This window comes from Acinetobacter sp. ABJ_C4_1 (assembly GCF_044538495.1).
In the GTDB taxonomy this organism is placed as follows: Bacteria; Pseudomonadota; Gammaproteobacteria; order Pseudomonadales; family Moraxellaceae; genus Acinetobacter; species Acinetobacter nosocomialis_A.
In genome coordinates this window covers 1-18588 of the sequence record NZ_JBIUCQ010000007.1, presented here as the reverse complement: position 1 = coordinate 18588, position 18588 = coordinate 1, and the positions used below count along the sequence as shown (strand labels likewise).

Annotated in this window: 12 protein-coding genes and 3 pseudogenes; 7 read left to right on the top strand and 8 right to left on the bottom strand. The window is 36.2% G+C overall.

The window, feature by feature from the left end; translation table 11 throughout:
- Window positions 1-95: 95 nt before the first annotated feature.
- From ACIF8R_RS10365 to ACIF8R_RS10345, 5 genes are all read left to right on the top strand, one after another.
- Window positions 96-1427, top strand: coding sequence for an APC family permease (locus ACIF8R_RS10365; RefSeq protein WP_396480594.1), 1332 nt, complete (start codon window positions 96-98; stop codon window positions 1425-1427).
- A 19-nt stretch (window positions 1428-1446) separates the two neighbouring features.
- On the top strand, window positions 1447-2892 hold the full coding sequence (locus ACIF8R_RS10360; RefSeq protein ID WP_396480592.1) for an NAD(P)/FAD-dependent oxidoreductase: 1446 nt from the start codon (window positions 1447-1449) through the stop codon (window positions 2890-2892).
- A gap of 144 nt (window positions 2893-3036) precedes the next feature.
- Window positions 3037-4395, top strand: coding sequence for an amino acid permease (locus ACIF8R_RS10355; RefSeq protein ID WP_396480590.1), 1359 nt, complete (start codon window positions 3037-3039; stop codon window positions 4393-4395).
- A 381-nt stretch (window positions 4396-4776) separates the two neighbouring features.
- On the top strand, window positions 4777-5136 hold the full coding sequence (locus ACIF8R_RS10350) for a hypothetical protein (protein WP_000416092.1): 360 nt from the start codon (window positions 4777-4779) through the stop codon (window positions 5134-5136).
- A gap of 238 nt (window positions 5137-5374) precedes the next feature.
- Window positions 5375-5845: a hypothetical protein gene (locus tag ACIF8R_RS10345; RefSeq protein WP_168726846.1), complete on the top strand. Its 471-nt coding sequence runs from the start codon at window positions 5375-5377 to the stop codon at window positions 5843-5845.
- A gap of 316 nt (window positions 5846-6161) precedes the next feature.
- On the opposite strand, the gene ACIF8R_RS10340 is transcribed toward ACIF8R_RS10345, so the two are convergent.
- The 5 genes and pseudogenes from ACIF8R_RS10340 to ACIF8R_RS10320 form a co-directional block, all read right to left on the bottom strand.
- Window positions 6162-6461 carry a hypothetical protein gene (locus ACIF8R_RS10340; protein ID WP_396480587.1) on the bottom strand — a complete coding sequence of 100 codons (300 nt, stop codon included), beginning with the start codon at window positions 6459-6461 and terminating at the stop codon, window positions 6162-6164.
- A gap of 58 nt (window positions 6462-6519) precedes the next feature.
- A complete protein-coding gene (locus ACIF8R_RS10335) occupies window positions 6520-6780 on the bottom strand; it encodes a hypothetical protein (protein WP_396480585.1) in 261 nt (86 codons plus the stop codon).
- A 12-nt stretch (window positions 6781-6792) separates the two neighbouring features.
- Window positions 6793-6918, bottom strand: coding sequence for a hypothetical protein (locus ACIF8R_RS10330; protein ID WP_257258690.1), 126 nt, complete (start codon window positions 6916-6918; stop codon window positions 6793-6795).
- 343 nt (window positions 6919-7261) lie between these two features.
- The gene (locus ACIF8R_RS10325) at window positions 7262-7732 is read right to left on the bottom strand and encodes a tetratricopeptide repeat protein (RefSeq protein WP_396480583.1); all 471 of its coding nucleotides are present in this window, start codon (window positions 7730-7732) and stop codon (window positions 7262-7264) included.
- A gap of 171 nt (window positions 7733-7903) precedes the next feature.
- Window positions 7904-8628 (bottom strand): annotated as a pseudogene (locus ACIF8R_RS10320) (tetratricopeptide repeat protein).
- A gap of 377 nt (window positions 8629-9005) precedes the next feature.
- On the opposite strand from ACIF8R_RS10320, the gene ACIF8R_RS10315 reads away from it, so the two are divergent.
- Window positions 9006-9863 carry a tetratricopeptide repeat protein gene (locus tag ACIF8R_RS10315; protein WP_107973765.1) on the top strand — a complete coding sequence of 286 codons (858 nt, stop codon included), beginning with the start codon at window positions 9006-9008 and terminating at the stop codon, window positions 9861-9863.
- Between the two features lie 27 nt (window positions 9864-9890).
- Here the strand turns inward: ACIF8R_RS10315 and ACIF8R_RS10310 are convergent, their stop codons facing one another.
- From ACIF8R_RS10310 to ACIF8R_RS10300, 3 genes and pseudogenes are all read right to left on the bottom strand, one after another.
- Window positions 9891-14585 carry an RHS repeat-associated core domain-containing protein gene (locus tag ACIF8R_RS10310; RefSeq protein ID WP_396480580.1) on the bottom strand — a complete coding sequence of 1565 codons (4695 nt, stop codon included), beginning with the start codon at window positions 14583-14585 and terminating at the stop codon, window positions 9891-9893.
- A gap of 70 nt (window positions 14586-14655) precedes the next feature.
- The gene (locus ACIF8R_RS10305) at window positions 14656-17850 is read right to left on the bottom strand and encodes a type VI secretion system Vgr family protein (RefSeq protein WP_396480578.1); all 3195 of its coding nucleotides are present in this window, start codon (window positions 17848-17850) and stop codon (window positions 14656-14658) included.
- Between the two features lie 259 nt (window positions 17851-18109).
- Window positions 18110-18196, bottom strand: a pseudogene (locus ACIF8R_RS10300) (TetR family transcriptional regulator); the annotation flags it as partial.
- Between ACIF8R_RS10300 and ACIF8R_RS10295 the strand changes: the two are divergent.
- Window positions 18192-18392 (top strand): annotated as a pseudogene (locus tag ACIF8R_RS10295) (hypothetical protein); the annotation flags it as partial. The pseudogenes ACIF8R_RS10300 and ACIF8R_RS10295 overlap by 5 nt on opposite strands.
- Window positions 18393-18588: the final 196 nt, after the last annotated feature.

Sequence of the window (18588 nt, the reverse complement as noted above, 5' to 3'; positions counted from 1 at the left end):
CTTGTTTATTCAGGTCACAGGGAAGTTTTGGCCTAAAAATAGCATCGCCTTTCTGGATGAAAAGCAAAAACAACGAAATTTGAGGTTGAAAAGACATGGAAAATAAAGCGTCTTCCTTAAAAAAACTAACACTATGGCAAGTCACGATTATTGGTATTGCCTATATGACCCCCATGACGGTTTTTGATACTTTCGGCATTGTTTCCGGAATTACTCAAGGGCATGTTCCTCTCGCATATTTACTTGCTTTAGGCGCGATGCTGCTCACCGCCTGGAGCTATGCGAGGTTTAGTAAAAATTCTGAAAGATCAGGTTCGGCCTATAGTTATACTGCTGAAAGTTTAGGGCCTAAAAGTGGATTTTTCGTTGGCTGGTGTTCTCTACTCGACTATCTGTTATTACCCCTTATTAATGTGTTACTGGCTGCAATTTATCTCACCGCACTCATTCCTAGTATGCCTTATTGGTTTTGGGTATTGGTATCGGCGGGCCTTGTGACTTTAGTCAACAGTTTCCGTATTCGGTTACTTGCCAACCTAAGTCTCGTGTTTGTGTTTGCTCCGATTATCCTCATGGTCATTTTTGTATATTTAGTGGTTCGTGGTATTGGCTCAACTCAAGGTTATGAACACGTGCTGACCTTGGCTCCGCTATGGCACGGTCAGCAGTCACTATTACCGCTCGTTGCTGGCGCTTCGGTTTTATGTTTTTCATTCTTAGGTTTTGATGCAGTTACTACCCTTTCAAATGAAACCAAACAACCCACCAAAAATATTCCTCGTGCAGTCATGTTAACAACACTTACTGGCGGACTTATTTTCTTCACAGCTGCTTGGTTTATTCAACTTTATTTTCCAAACAATGTTCGTTTTCACCACCCTTCAGAAGCACTTCCTGAAATTGTGCTTTATGTCGGCGGTGCTTTGTTCCAGTCGATATTTTTATGCGGCCAAATTATGAACACGGTCGCCTCTGGTCTTGCCTCACATGCCAGTGCTTCGCGTTTACTGTATATAATGGGATCCGACAATATTTTTCCTAAAAAGTATTTTGGAACCATCCATAGCTCTTTAGGTACGCCATTTTTCTCGGTTTTATTTGTCGGGCTTATTTCAATGTCGGCTATTTTTTTAGATTTAGCTCAAGTCGTAAGCCTGATCAGTTTTGGTGCGCTCGTTGCTTTTACGGCCGTCAACTTCTCAGTTTTTATGAAATTTTATATTAAAGATAAACAGCGCTTAGGTTTTAAAAATAAATTTCTAAACCTGTTTTTACCGCTTCTATCGGTCATTAGCATTATTTGCTTATGGCTCAATCTTGACTCATCTTCACTGATTTTTGGATGCTTCTGGCTATCTTTAGGCATTCTTCTATTCATTTATAAAACGATTAAAAAACAAAGTATTGCCATTAGTAATGCTTATTAATTTTTTAAGGAACTTCTCTATGAAAATTATTTCTAAACCTCAACTTTTAAAAGACGTGGAATACAAACCAAGTAAATCTCTACAAGTGGGCAAAGAGTGGAGTTGGTTAAATCCAAAACATGCGAAATTTGATACAGCCGCGGTTGATGATGCATCGGTAGATAACCCAGCCAACTACTATGAAAGTTCACTGTCTGATTGGCATACCTTCAATAGTTTAAATGCTGACATTGAATGTGATGTCGTGGTTATTGGTGGTGGTTTATTAGGTTCATCGACTGCCCTACACTTAGCTGAACAAGGTGTAGATACGGTTTTATTAGAAAAAAACCGCATTGGTAGTGCAGCCTCAGGCCGAAATGGCGGACAGCTGACTCCCGGTTTAGCACGCTGGGAAGCTCAAGAAATGGCCGATCGACTCAGCTATGAAGATGCTAAAAAACTGTGGCATTTTACCTCTACGGAGGCCATGCAACTGATTGATGACATCTCGGGAAAATACCAACTTAACTTTGACCGAAAATACGGCCATATTACTGCCGCCGTTCATGAAGGACATTTGGTTGGCTTAACCCAAGGCGCCGATGCTCGAAAATATTTAGGTGAAGACCATACCCGCATTGTGGGTAAGCACGAACTCATGGACTTTATTAAGTCGGACTACTATACAGGTGGTTTAATTGATGAGTTAGGTGGACAAATTCATCCTTTAGCTTTAAACCGTGGCTTAATTTATGGCTTTTGCCAAAATGGCGGTACTGTTTATGAACAAACAGAAGTCATTTCAATAGAAGAAAAAGCAGATGGTATTTATGTTCAAACAGCAAATGCTGTCGTAAAAGCTAAAAAGTCTGTGGTGTTAGCGGTACACCATGCTTCATTTAAACTTTTATCTGAACAAAATAATACTACTATCCCGTTTTATACCTATGTCGCGACCACCGCTCCTTTAGAGCTTGATACCAAAGAGCTTTTGCCATTTGGACATCCGGTTTATGACACTCAGTTCCAGATTGATTATTACCGCCCTGTCTTTAATAACCGTTTACTGTTTGGTGGACAAGGTACTGGAACATGTTGGGGACCAGAGAAAACTCTAAATTATCTAGAGCATCGAATTCATACCGTGTTCCCGCAAATTAAAAATCTAGAGATGGATTTTGTTTGGAGTGGAACCACTGATTTAACGGTAAATGGTGCTGTCGACAGCCGTAAGTTTGGCAATAAATTTCCGATTTATGCTGTTCACGGTTGGAGCGGTCACGGCGTTGCACAGACGGTACGTATTGGTAAAGCCATTGCAAATGACTTTGTTGGTCAATCGAATGACTTTGAAATGTTATCTAAAATTGACCATCAAAATATTATTTTTGGCCGTACCCTTGCCCCTGTCGTTATTCCACTCGCGAAAAGTATGTATGGTATCGGTGCAATGATTAACCCAGGCAAAATGGTATCTTTCTAATTTATAAAAACGTCATTTTCTAAAAAGGATTCGTACAGATTTGTGCGAATCTTTTTATATAAGCCCAATATTACTTTTCAAACTAGGTTATCCCTATCCAATCCATTACAATAGCATCGGCTTTTTTAGACAGCGCATAGTATTTTGAGTAACTCAACTTCCCAATTAAAACGTGGACTTAAAAATCGTCACATCCAGTTAATCGCTATGGGTGGTGCTGTGGGCACAGGACTGTTTTTAGGCTCTGCACAAGTCATTCAATCTGCTGGTCCTTCAATCATTTTAGGTTATGCCATTGTCGGTTTGGTTGCATTTTTAATTATGCGCCAAATGGGTGAAATGATTGTAGAAGAACCTGTGGTTGGCTCTTTTAGCTACTTTGCACAAAAGTATTGGGGAAGATTTCCCGGTTTTTTATCGGGCTGGAACTATTGGGTAGTGTACATTTTAGTGGCTATGACTGAGCTTACCGCCGTAGCTAAATATGTGCATTATTGGTGGCCTCATATACCTGCGTGGGTTTCGGTTTTATTTTTCTTTGTACTGGTCACTTGTTTGAACTTGGGCAACGTTAAATTTTATGGCGAATCTGAATTTTGGTTAGCTATTATTAAGGTTGCTGCGGTCATTTCAATGATTGTATTTGGCTTATATTTACTGCTTACCGCAGGTAATGACTCTATCGCTAGCTTTTCAAACCTATGGCAGCATGGCGGATTTTTCCCTCATGGGTTCTCGGGCCTGTTTTATATGCTCGCCTTTTTAATGTTTGCCTTTGGTGGTATTGAACTCATTGGAATGACAGCAGCTGAAGCTGAAAATCCTGAAAAAAGTATTCCACAAGCCATTAACCAAGTTATTTTCCGAATTTTGGTTTTTTACGTGGCTTCGCTGGCAATTATTATGTCGCTTATTCCATGGAATCAACTGGACCTCGGCGGTTTAGATAAGAGTCCATTTGTCATGATTTTTAGCCAACTGGGCATTGGTTGGGCGGCACATTTACTTAACTTTATTATTTTAACTGCTGCCCTTTCTGTTTATAACAGTGGGATGTATGCCAATAGCCGTATGTTGTACGGGCTAGCAGTTCAAGGCAACGCACCTAAAGTTTTTGCAAAAGTAAGCAAACAAGGTGTACCTACATCAGCGGTTATCTTTTCTTCTATTCTAATTTTTGGGTGTGTATTACTTAACTATTTCATACCAGAAGAAGCTTTAAGCTATCTTATGTACATGGCTGTAGCAGCTTTGGTTTTAAACTGGGCAATTATTAGTTTTACCCATTTAAAATTTAAACGTTCGATGAAGCTTGAAAATAAAGTTGCCAAATTTCCTGCCCTATTTTCACCTTTGAGTAACTATATCGTTTTGACTTTTATTGGCATGATTTTATATATCATGTGGACTCAAGGCTTTGAAAAGTCGGTGATTCTCATTCCAATCTGGATCGCCTTTATGTTTGGGCTATATACAATTTTGAGTTGGAAAAAATCACTCTAATCTTCAAATAAGGCTTATTCAAACAGGATAAGCCTTTATTATTTTGGGGTTTACAAACAATTTGCCTTCAGAACAAACCAATTATGCCATATGCCTATTTCTAATTTAATTCACAATAATTAATTCTGAGATATTTTATGTAGTCTTTATTCATTCTAAAACAAGCAATTAAGCCATACTCAACAGATCATGAGTAAAATACAAGTGTTTACATGATCTATAATTATTTGTGCTTATGTTCAGCTAAAATCGAGGCTGACAAAGTATATTGTTGCGATGCCCTTCTAGGAAAAAGACACTTCATCTAACCCAGTGCTTTACCCACTTATAGATTTCGCGCTATTTACTGCGTCGCTCAATGATGAAAGACAGGAAAATTTTATGGAAAAAACACTGCAATGTCCGAAATGTGGTTCTACAGAAATTGAAACACGTGATCATGACAAATTACTTAAAACCACTGGCGGTGTTTTATTAACAGCTGCAGGTACTACGGCAGGTACTGTAGGCGGCGCCGCAACTGGTGCTACTGTAGGGGCAGCGATTGGTACTGTTGCCGGACCATTAGGTGTAATTGTTGGTGGAACTGTAGGAACATTTGTCGGTGCAATCAGTGCAGGTATCACTGGCGGTGTGGTAGGTAATATTTTTGGTAAAAAAGCAGGCGTAATGATTGATAAAAATATATTTCAGGACTATCGCTGCTTGAAATGTAAATACCGTTTTAAACAGAAGAAATAACCCTATTTCATTAAGCTTATTTTTAAAGCACGTTCATGACTTTAAAAGATAGGAAAGCCACTATTTAGGTTGCTTTCCTCCCTCTCTTATCTCATCTTATTCAAAGAAAAAAATAATCTAATAACTAACTATTACCGATACTATATTTTATGAGTAGACTATAAAAATCAGTCATTTACTTTACGCTATTCATAAGATATGAAAGAATTGTGGCCTCATATAACTTTTGAAATTTAAAATGAAAAAATTATTACTTTTAAGCTTAATTAGCATTTTCAGCTCATATAGTTTTGCAGAGGACAATAGCTCGATTTATCGGGGACTTGGTACTGGTCCTGAAGATTTTTTAAATTTTCAAATTCTTAAACAAAAAGGTTTCCTAGCCAAAAAACCTAATATTTCAAGAGCAGACTATAACGATATATACAAACTCAAAAAACCTTATGAATTTATGGGACAAAACGTTGTGCTTATTTCAGATGAATATATGTCTGAATATGTGGGCTGTTGTGTGAGTGAAGGTTGGGGAGCTGTATTTAAGCAAACCACCAATTTAAAATTAATTGAAAAATTTGCAAAAAAGAATCAATGTAATATCGCTCCGATAGAAACCAATAGCACTTACTATGGGTTTAAAATTAGTTCTCTGCCAAAAGGTAATTATTATGAATTATCATGCCGCGAACGTGATTTAGATGAGTCTCAATAGATAGGAATTAAATTCTGAAAATAAGAGCCAAACAAGTTGTTTGGCTCAAAATAATAAAGGAATATATAGTTAACTCAGCAATAAGAATCTATAATTCAATTACTTATCAAGTCTTTATTGTTGATGAAAGTCTTACAAAATTAGCACCATCAATCATAATTAAAATACTATGTATTACTATATTTTTAATAGGATACTTTAAAGTTTTCTATAAAAGCGCGCATAATATCTTCAAATAAAACTATCAATATTCCTATTTTCTCTTACTAAAATAATTTGTGTATATTTCCATTAAGGATATAAGAATACTGAAAAATTAAGATTCCTTTAACTTTTCTCTTAATAAACTATATGCCTTTTCCACTCTAAACTTTAAAGTATTTTCATCATTAATATCTTGATTATTTACTCTCTGAAGATGGTACAAATAGCCTCTCAATCCTATTATAGAATCCGATTCAGTTGGCAACCGACTTGGACTAATATAATCACTTTCGCTCCATTGATCCATCTCTAATCTAGGATCAAAACTTAAAGCAAACTGAACAAAACTATTCCATTTGTAGTTCATAGGTATATCTTCAAGATTCAATTGATTCGTTGCAATTTTTTTCATTTCAACTTCCCTTTATAACTCCTATCACTACTTCTCTAACGTTTCTTAATATATAAAATCATTTCTTATCAATATAGTTAAAAAAAGCCTCTACCGCGAACAGAAAAATACTTACGGCCAAGCCAATTATCAGGCTGAATATTAAAGCAAACCCAATCGAAAAATCCCAACCTTCTAGGATTGAAGAAAATAATGCTATAAAAGAGCCGATTACTGCCACCAAAAGGCCACGTACTATTATATTTATAATAGGGTGTTCTGATACTTTAAAATTAGCAATAAAAACAGCCATAATTACTTCTACCAATATCGTTAGCATTATTTCACCTTACTATTTCTTACTTGATTTATCTTTCTCAGTCGCAGCTTTAACACCTCTCGAACCAGCTTGTCCAATCATTTGTTTATTTGTAAATATCACCATTCCTGAAGCATTATTTTTAAGGAACTGTCCCATATTTGGCGCATTTAATACTATACTTTTTCAACCAACTTGACCAAATCAAGTCATAGTATTTAAAAATAAGAAACCTATACCTAATCCTAATTTTTTCCGTCTACTAGCTGCTGCCCTATAGGGTCGACCCAATGGGTTAAGTTACTTAAAAGCAAAAGTCTTACTAATTTGGAGTACAATTACTACAGCAAATTATATGATTAATTTATAATTTAATTTTATTATAATTTAAAAAGTATAAAATAGGCTAATTAACTAATAAAATTTATTATCCACATATCATCCTGAGCTTAGATAATATTTATGTAACCCAGAAAAATTTAATATATTCTTTATTAATTATTCATTTTTTTAAATAAACATCAGCTTCTTGATTACCAGATAATTTTGCTTTCTTAAACCATTCTTTTGCAGTTTCTATATTTCTTTCAACTCCCTCTCCATTTAAGTACCTAATTCCTAATTGAAGTTGACTATCAGCATCTCCTTGTAAAGCAGATTTACGATAATATTCTACAGATTTTGATAAGTCCTTTTTTACACCATAACCATTAAGGTACATTATTGCTAAATTATATTGAGACTTTGCATCACTCTGATCAGCAGCTTTTTGATACCAATTAATAGCCTGTTTATAATCAACATTTAAATCATACTCACCGAATAGATATGCATCACCCATTTGTGACTGAGCACGAATATCTCCCTGTTCTGCTGCACTTTTTAAATTTTCGAATTCAGAATTTGCTGAACTATCAGGGATATTACACCCTACTAATATACTGAATATAAAGATATTTAAATATTTACTCATAATAGACTCAAATTTTAAAAAATACTATTAAAAAACTCATTTTCAAAAGTAAATCTAGCACTCCTTAATACCAACAACAATTTCAATAAAAATATTATATCTAATTAACTATATATTATTCTTAGTTTATATAAAATTTATCTAAATTTAGAACAATTTAATAAATATTTATTAGCAGCTACATTCTTTTTTTATAATTTCTATATTTTTGGCCGCCTCTTGATCTCCTTGATCAGCAGCAATTTGAAGTAATTCAATTGATTTACTAATGTTTTTTTCTACCCCTCTCCCTTCATAGTACATTCCAGCAAGTATTTTAGCGGCATCTCCATCTTTTCCATTTATAATAGCCTTGTTATACCAATAGGTAGCCTTTTCATAGTCTAAAGGGGTCCCTTCACCATTAAAATACATATTGCCCAAATTAAACTGTGCACTTAAGTCACCCAAAAGAGCAGCTCTATTAAAAAGATTAAAGGCCTTATTACTATCCTGATCTACACCAACTCCATCCTTATACATTCTTCCTAAAAAATTAATAGCTACTCTATTATCTTTTTTCGAAAGTTCAGAAAAAGTATCTAATGCCTTGGGAATATTAGTATATTTAGTTCCCTCTGTATAATAAATTATACCAAATTAGCTTTGGCTTCCTCTTCACCTTGTTCGGCAGCTTTTTCAAACCAATACACCGCTTTATCTAAGTTAACCTTATTACCATTTAATCCTTGTTGATATATAACACCTATATTATATTGAGCAACTGGGTCACCATTTTCTGCATCTTTTTCATATTTACTTAACTCACTATTGGAGCTTTTGACTTTTATATTAGAAGAATCACATCCTACCAAAGTTAATGTACTAAATATAAATATTGATAAGAAAATTTTCATATTATCTCTCATTTAAAACATGCCTTGGTTTGGAAATCAAGTGGATGATAGCCCATTTTGGAAGGAGCCTCAGGAATTCTTGGAGCTGCTGGTAATTTATGATCAACAGTTGACTGTTGGTCTTGTGAAGCTTTGAAATTATATTCTCAATCTTTAGTAGTATGTACATGATCATAAAATTATTCTTATTATTAAAATCAGTAATTAGATAGATTATAATTTTCTATAGATATAGGCATATCTTTTCTTAAATTGATCTATGAAAATCCTTCTTTTTGAAACGTTATTTTTTCGTTTATGTTATTTTACGTTGCAAATTGAGCAAGTAGAATTCCTATATAGTAAATTAACACCCATTAATCTATCCGAGATAAAAGATGTTATCAAAAAAAATTTTTCTAACTGTTTGTCTTTTAAGTATCTTAAATTCAGGTTGTGCAAAATCTGTCAATCAAGCTAATGACAATAATGAACAACAGCACTCTAATCAGAATAATATAGATAATATTAATGTAAATGATATCCGATCAAAAGCTGAAAAGGGAGATCCGGAAGCACAGTACAATTTAGGTGTAATGTATGCAGAAGGATATAAAGATATTCAACCCAATATTCTAAAAGCTATTGAATGGTACACTTTATCTGCAAATCAAGGTTATGTTAATGCTCAATATAATTTAGGTTTATTATACATGGGAAATAAGCATATTAAACCAGATTACATCAAAGCAAAATATTGGTATGAGAAAGCTGCAGTACAAGGTGATATTCCATCCTTAAACGAACTTGGAAATTTCTACAGTAAAGGCTTAGGTATTAAGCAGGACTATCAAAAGGCTATAAAATACTACTTAGATGCTGCAAATGCAGGTGATTCAGATGCTCAAACAAATCTTGCCACTATGTTTTTACATGGTAGAGGAGTAACTCAAAACAAGTTAGAAGCTTCTCAATGGTATTTAAAAGCTGCCGTCCAAGGAGATATTGATGCCCAATATAATTTAGGGCTTATGTACTTACTCGGAGATGGTATAAAACAAGATTATCTTCAAGCACAAAAATGGTTTTTGGCAGCTGCAAATCAAGGCGAAAGCAATGCACAATACCATCTCGGGAAAATATATAAAGACGGGCTAGGAGTAGATAAGAACTTATCCTTAGCCCGTACTTGGTTTGAAAAGTCTGCTGAAGCAGGAAACTCTTATGCAGCTCAAGAATTATCCAAGATGAACTAATATCTTTATATTTAGACAGGTTTCTCTTTAATATGTTGAAGGGAAGCCATGTGCTCCCAAATCCCAACTATGACCGGGACCATGAATAATAGATGGGCCATTTGGATTACCAACCATTTCTTTACCTTGACTAATAGTAATACCTCTTGCTTTACTTTTTGACTTATACTCATCTTTATAAATATAAGGGCTTATTTTATCAGTATGTGAGCCCGCACAGTATTTAGATTCTCCTGTTGCCGCACACCCTTCTATATAACCTCTATTAACTTGTCTTTCTCCATAATGGTAATTACGTTCAAAAACCCCATACTCATAACCTAAACCTACTTTTCGTTCCATTGTTAATGTACTTTCACCATTACCTTTATAATTAGCGTAAATCCCAACACCAACTCCTGCTGTCGCTGAGCCGCCTACAGATTTCCCTGCCGCATATCTTTCAGCTACATCTTTTAAACTTTTACTTGTTGCATACTTTTCATATGTATCTGATGCTGATTTTACACTTCCATATGATCCAATTGAATTTGATGCAAGCCCCCGCGGATCTACCCATTGAGTTGGATCACTTACATAAGCAGAGGTATTAATTCCGCCACTCAAACCAATCGGATCTTTACTCACATATCTTGCACTATGAGGTTCATAATAACGATAACGGTTATAGTGCAGTTCTGTTTCCAGATCGTAATATTGACCTTGAAAGCGTAAATTATTTTGTTCAAATGGATTATCTTGATTTACTGCTTTAATTTCTAATGCTGTTCCCCACGTGTCTTGGAGAATTTCCCATACACATTCACCGCGAGTATTAGTCATGGTTTGTGGTGTTCCGACCTGATCACAGTGGTAAAATGTGATTTGCTCTAAATCAGCACGCTTTTTCCGAGTAGTACTATTCCATACCGGGTCTTTATAAATAGAATATGGTTTTGTTTGATATTCCTGATAATCAGGAGTTTCTATCAGTTGAATGAAATCCTTATAACCTGTTTGTAATAGTGGAACAAAGCTATCAGGTTCATAAATATAGTGCTTTGTATAACTAGTCTGTGCCGATTTAAATGATTCCCATATCATTAAATCGCCATCCCAACCAAATAACGTTAATGCTCTGGCTGTTTTTTTGTAGAGTCGACGACCAAAGACATCGTAACCATATTCTGTAACTAGACCATTATTATCACTTCGAATAAGTCTGTTTTGATTATCCCAAGTCAGTTTAAGGTTTTTGCCCGCTTGAATAATCTCTGTCACATTACCTTGTGCATCGTATTGGTAGTGTTTACCTTTATAACCTTTAATAAGGTTATTTTTAATTTGTGCAGGACTTACTACCGAGTCAGAATCAATTAAGTTACCTGCTGGGTCAAAGCTAAAGCTTTCTGTTTTATGTAAACTTTGAGCTGCAATTAAACGCCCAATTGGGTCATATTGATAATTGAGCTTACCCAAACGGCTATCTTCGACTTGACTAAGCAAATAGTTTTGATCGTATTGATAGTGTCTATATACTTGATATTGTAAATAGTCTTGAGTTTCTTGCTCAGGTTGAATTAGCTGTGAACTCAGTAATCCCACATCATTATATTGTTTAGTTTGAATAAGCCCATTTGCTAGTAATCTTGTTGTTTCTCTATGCAAATCATCACGCTGAAATGAAGCAACTTCTTGGTTATTTAAACCAATTGCATAAATATGTCCTGAACCATAAACAAGATGATTCAGTGTATGTCCATCAGGTCGAATTGTTTTAATTAAATTTCCAAGCTCATCATACTCATAATGTAATACTGCTGTGAGCGGTTTCAGTTCTAGAATTTTATAATGCTGGTGCTCTCTAACCAACTGCCCAAGTGCATTGCGATAGAAATCAATTTGGCTAACCTCATTACTGGCTCGGCTCAGCTGGTTATTCAGGTTATAGTCAAATTGCTCTGTTTGTTTCTGGCCTGTATGTAAATGGGTAAAGCTTTTCGAAGCAATTTGCCCATCTGCATAATAGTCAAATTCGGTCAGTATATTTGGTTGACGGATTTGAAATAACCTTCCGTTCTCATTGTAACTATAGTGCTTTTCCTCTCCATCAAAGGCCTGTTCACGTATCAAATATCCATACGGATTGTATCCAAACAAATATTCGGCTTGATTCTGGTTAATCAGCTTTTGAATGCGGCCTTGTTTGTCCCATTGATAAGTTACGCTATGTCGATTGGCATCAATACGCTGCTCTAATAAGCCAACTTGATTGTACTTATATTCCGTTACTAAACCTTTAGTGTCTATATGCTTAAGTAAGCGTCCTTCTTCATCATGCTCAAAGTATTCTTTTAACCCATCAGGATAAATAATACTTTGCAGCTGTCCTTTATCTCGGCCTTTGGTACTATAAAAATACTGTACAACTTTATTATTTGCAGTTTGTTGAGCTGTCAGTGCACCATCTTCATCATATTCCCATGTACTACTCTTACCTGAGCAATCGGTATATGAAATCATCTGCCCCAATTCATTATATTGAATTTTCTTAACCCCACCTTTTGCATCAATGACTTCAACCAGTTGATTATCATTGTTATATTTGTACTGTGTGATATGCCCTAATGGATTGATTTCCTTACTAAGATTACCATTTTCATCATATTCCCGTTTCCAAATACTGCCTTCTGGGTCTTTAATTTCAACTAAATTACCTTGTTCATTATATGCAAAACGAATTATCCCACCGTTTGGCTGGACAATTTTAACAAGTTGATCTTGATCATTATATTCCTGTTGAGTCTCTCGTCCTTCAAAATCAATTTGACGAGTAATCCGCTTTTGCCCATCACGGCTATACCATGACTCACGCCCATCCGCTAAACGTGTGCGGTAAGTAAACCCATTGAGGTCAAAGTAATAGTAGGTTGGTACATCATAGGCGTCATAAACCGCCACTTGACGTAAGCGCGGGTGCCATTTTAGTTTGGTATGGAAACTACCATCATCCGCCCATTCTTCTACTGCTTTAGCTTTGGCTTCAGTTGATTCATAACGAATATTTTGTCCACGCCCTGTACGGTCTGTATAGCGCGTTAGTTGATGAAAGTGGTTATATTCATAAGTTCTTGTATGGCCATTCTGATCAATAGCTTTAATTAAGTTCCCTTGGGTATCGTATTCATAACGTGCTAATGGTTCGGCTTTATCATCTAAAAACACCGCAATCATTTTAACTTGCTCATTAAAAGCAAATTTTAATTGGTGTTTAGCATGCTCTAATTGAAAATCAACACATTGAAGATAAGCAACCTTTTCAAAAATAAGGTAACTTAAATCAATTTTTTCTTGTGTTTTTTCATTGAATTGTTGAATCAATTGATAAGGCTGTCCGACTGAAAACTGATGAAATTGAAAAGTCCAGTCTCCCCCAAAGTTTAGAACCAGATCTCCATTTTTAAGAGGTTGTACTATTATTCCCTCATAAGGAACTTCATAAGTTTCAAGTGTAATGGAAGCTGGCAGTTGATGCTTTCGCCCTTTACTATCAATAAATAAATAGCCTTGAGCAGTTCGTTGAATCATATTGGAAAATGGCATCATCCAACGTGCACCGACCATGCTTTGATCAAACTCATCCATTTGTGAGTTATATTGCCGTATAAAAGAAAAACCTATTTTTGGTAAATAGAAGTCTGTATGTTGAACCCGTTCAGCACCAATTGAATAGCTAATACTTTTTCTAGATTGGGAATCAGGGCCTTCACATGGAGGAGCATTTAAAGCATCTGCTTGTAAACTTACAAACTCTAAAGTGTCTCCTTTCGTATGCCGTTCATATTCACCCGTCTGGTTGATTGGCACACTTGCATTACCTTTGTTTTCTAATGCTTGTATAGCTTTCAGTGTTTCTTGTAATAGCCATGCCAACGTATATTTTTGACTAGCATTTGCTTGTTGCTGTAAAGCTTGACCTAAAGCCGCAATAGCCTGAGTTGCTTCGTGTTGCAAACGACTTGTTATATTTGGTTGTATTTTTGGGGTTAAATTTGCTTGGCTCGGCTTCCCTAATAAATCAATGAGTGGAACAGCCCAGTTGGTAAATTTGAGTTTCGGATCTCGTTTCTCTGCACTTGCACCTGCCGCAGTGGTTATTCCTACATTTATATTTGTTGCTGGGGTCGCCATGCTTTGTAATATAGTTACACCCAACGCCGTAGCACTGGCAAGTAGAGTGCTTAACTTCGCTTGAGTCTCTTTTAAAAAGTTCTCTAAATCTCCAGCGATCATCGCATTGAGATGTAAACCTAACCGCTTAATATCAGTTTCTGTAATTTTTCCATTTTCTCGATATAAGCACTGTGCCATTAAACCAAACATCGGACGTAAAGCCATGCGCGCATGAGCTTCATTACTCGGTTCTGAAAATAAGCCTATTAAATTTGCCGCAAGTAATGCCCCACGTTGTACAGCAGCATCACCAGTTTTCTTATCTGTGGCAAAGAGCATAAGGTCTAGTACACTACCCGTCAATGCAAAGATATTAGCAACCGTGATTATATTGGCTTTACTTTTTATTTGTTCTAGTGTTGTGTTTCCACACACTTGTAAATAACGCTGAACCTGACTTGCGATCATTTGCAAATCCGCTACATCCCTCACGCTATTTAAGTTAAAAACAGCAAGTTCAACAGCAGGTTGTTTTTTAATTTCTTTCTGTTTTGTATTCTCTTTAGCCATTAATATAAAACCTTTAATTCATTCAATTACAGCAATATTTTTCTATGTTGGATCGCTCTATTCATCCAATCTACTTTTTTGTCCGAACAAAAGTATCTAAAGCCCCTTGCTGAATAGGTGAATCTTGATTTGTGGACTTAGATAATTTTGCGGTCATTTGATCACTCAAAAAACCTTGGCCTTGCTCTTTTAGCATTTCAAGAGACTGGCTTGGGTTTATCGCCATTTGACCAAGACTTTTCATTTGATCAGCAGATAAATTGAGATTAAGTTCTTTTGAAACAGTGTTGAGCGCAGTATTAGTGACCTGATTTTTAATCTGGCCTACTGCTTGCCCAGCTAAATTATCTAAAGTATTTTTACCCAAGTTTTTGAAACTATTTTTATCAGTTGAAAGAAGATTATTTTGCAACTGAGACATCGTATTTTGCCCCACTGTTCCTAGGGCATTTTTCATTAATCCTTGAACACTTTTGACTGGCTCAGCCCAAGTGTATTTACGATTAAAATCACTGCTTTGTAGCCAAGCACTGGTATTGTCCTTCTCAAAAACTACTCTAGCTGGTCCAGGTGCAATACCTTTTACTTGTGCAAAACCATTCCCATCAAGTTTGCCTGTAATTTGCTTACCTAATGAATCAATGACCTTATAACTATTTTGCTTAAAGAAGTTATCTCCACCATAACTCCGCAGTAGCTCCAATGCTCCTTGCATAGGTTTTGCTTTAGGTAACTCAGGAGCATTAGCACTTGCACTCGCTCCTCCCATAAACAAATGCTGTCCTGCATTGACTTGGAATTTTCCGCCAGTTTTCGGAAAGATTCCTGAGCCATTTAGAGTAATTTGCGATGAGCCACCCGTGATTTTGACTTCTTTCGGGCTACTAATGATGACTTTGTCATCGGTTGATGAAATTGTAATTCCAAGTTTGCTCAACACATCCAGCGCATCTGCCTGAGCTTGTATTTCTACTTTGCCTTGTGCTGCTACAGCTTTTAGTCCACTTTGCGCTGCAAAGAGGCTGATCTTATTTTGAGCATGGGCAATGACATTCTTTTGAGTACTTATATTGATACTGTCTCCAGCAACCTGATTGATTTGTGCATCAGCCGAGATGTGAATATCTTCAGACGTACTCAAAGCTATGCCATCTGGTGAACTTAAAAGCAGTAAAGCTTTTTCAAATTTAGCGATTTGCTGCTGAATTTGTGAAGCAAAATCTTTTAACTGTTCAATCGATTCTATTTCATCGGTTTTCTGGTTTTTAGCAATGTCACTCAGTGCTTTACTGTTAGTTTGACTACCCTCAAGTTGCTTTTTCGCAACTTCGGCATCGAGGTGTTCGCCTTTTGCATTATCCTGTTTATGGGTGGACACCAACAAACCTTGCCCCGCGCGCAAAGCTCCCCATTGGTCAGTACGCAGTTCAAATCCTTCTCCGCGATCTTCACTTTCCGCTTTATCTTTAGGATGGCTGAGTTTCCCCAGATTTAACTGACTTGCACCATGACTGCTTTGAAGTTGAGTACTAATTTGCCCCGGGGTATCATCAAATCTGAGTTGTCCAAAACCACCACCTGAGACTTCTTTGGAACGGATACCGCTCAGCTTTTTAGTATCGGGAAGCTTACCTTTGTTATCAAATTTGGTCGGTTGGCGCTGAGCCTCATGCACTCGTCCCATCACAAACGGTCGGTCTATATCGCCATTAAAAAAGTTAATAACAACAATTTCACCAATACGCGGTAAAAACCGTGCACCGTAACCTTCTCCAGCCCACGGCGTTAGAACGTCAATCCAAGCAGAATCGGTGTCATTGTTGTTGGTTCCTGCTCCACCATCATGGCTATGGTCATCACTACGGGTAAACAGGAAGCGGACTTTAATACGTCCCCATTCATCTACATAGATTTCTTCACCTTCAGGACCCACCACTTTCGCACGTTGTGGATGAGTGGCAGGACTATGGGTTTGTGGGTTATAGGCGGGTGTTGTTGGAATATGACGACGTTGTAAAATCAACTGATTCGCTTGACGCTCGTCGTTATTACTCGCTTGCCAATCACTTTGTTGAACTAAAGTCTGGATTTGCTGGTTTAAATCTTTGGGTAAATTATTTTGGTTATAGTAGTTCTTACCTACAATTAAAAACTCTTTATCTGAGCTTTCATGCTGATCTATTTCAGGATGCTCATTGAGTTCAAACCAATAGCCGACTTGGGTATCTCGTACTGTGGTTTTAGCAATAAACTGCTTAGACTGAGCATCATAATAAGCACTTAGGTTCTGATTGAACTTTTCTAGTTGTTGATTACTTGCTGAGGTTGCACCATCTTCGCTATTTAAATCTTGCATCCATGCCGGACTATAGTGCCATGCTTCTTCAAGGCTTAAGCTTTGATTGTCGTAGTTAGAGCTATGCAAATGTTTACTTTGGACACTGCCTACCCCATCAGTTTGCTCTAATACATCTGACTGCCAACGCTGCACAAAAACAGAGGTCGGCTGTAAACTACGATCAGCCATGAGGCTGGTCATGCTATCAGATTGTTCAGTTGCACTGCTGCGGTGGTAACGAATCGCTCTTCTTGTCAGTGCTTCATATTGGTTATTATCATCAATCAAACGTAATTTTTGTGGCTGAATATCATCTGTATTGCTCTCTACAGTAAGCTCAGCTTCGTCAATGAGCCAGCTAACGCCTTCACTACGCCATAAACGAGTTAAGAAGTCATAGTCACTTTCATTGAGCTGCATAACAAAAGGACGGACATCATAGGTCTGTTTCAATCCGCTCAAATCTAGAGTCAGACTAGAAGCAAATAATGGACTTTTCCCCTGCCATTCCTGAAATAGAATTTCACTAATTTCTTTCACACTCTTGTTCATAAACACACGACTATTTCTGCGTTTATGCCAGAGATAAGTTGGATCACTTACAGCCAGCTTATATAAAGTTAAAGCACCATCACTTTGTCCTTGCGATGCTCCAGTAATAATACCAGTTGTACGGAAAAAGCTTCCTCGGTCTGTTACTTGGTCAACAGCAACCTGCACCCCAATAAATTGCTTGAGTGGAATATGGGCATTTGTTGATAAACAAATCAGCTCTGCTGTCATGCCCTGATTAAGATAATGTTGCCCATCTATGCGTTGTAAAAAGACCTGACTATTCAGGGATGCATCTGAAAACTGGAGATACACCGAACGATGTTGTGAGAGAAAACCAACACTCTCTAAAATCTGGGTAATATTATTAAACATCACTTTATTTATAAATTTGAGTTACAATCGACTATACTTTATATAAAATAGACAGATTTGTCTATCTCGTTTATATTAACTTCAGTTTTAACCTTAGTTTTATAACTATTTTATAGAAAAAATATAAAGCTAAAACTTAAGTAAATATTAATAATTCAGTAGGACCTAGTCATAGAATTCAAACTATCATTATTAAAACAAATCATAATAAATCCCCCTCAGGCCATATACTGAATAATTAGTATGAGTTTTCCCGCTATCACACAGGCATAAAAAACCGCTCCACCACCGCATCCCTCTCTTCTAAACTGTTTGAGCTTAAAACCTGTAGCAGTAAACCATCGATTGGTACTGTAGATGAATCATTAGGTGTAATTATGGATGGTAATGTAAGAACATCTTTCGGTGCAATTAGTGCAGGAATTACTGGCGGTGTGGTTAGTAATATTTTTGGAAAAAAAGCAGAGGAATGATTGATAAAAATATTTTTCCAGAGTTATGGATGTCTAAAATATAAATATCACTTTAACAAAAAGAAGTAAGATTCATCTGAGTAAAGCCTAGATTTAATTTATTTAAGAAATAAGAAAAATAAGTAATTGGGACATATTTACTTACCTAACTAAAAAGTAATTGATATAAATTATTTTTTCAAAAATAAGACCTAAGACATTTTAAAAAGCACAAAAAAATAGAGCAGATAATATCAAAATTAGTCGTTAAATTTTATTAATTGGT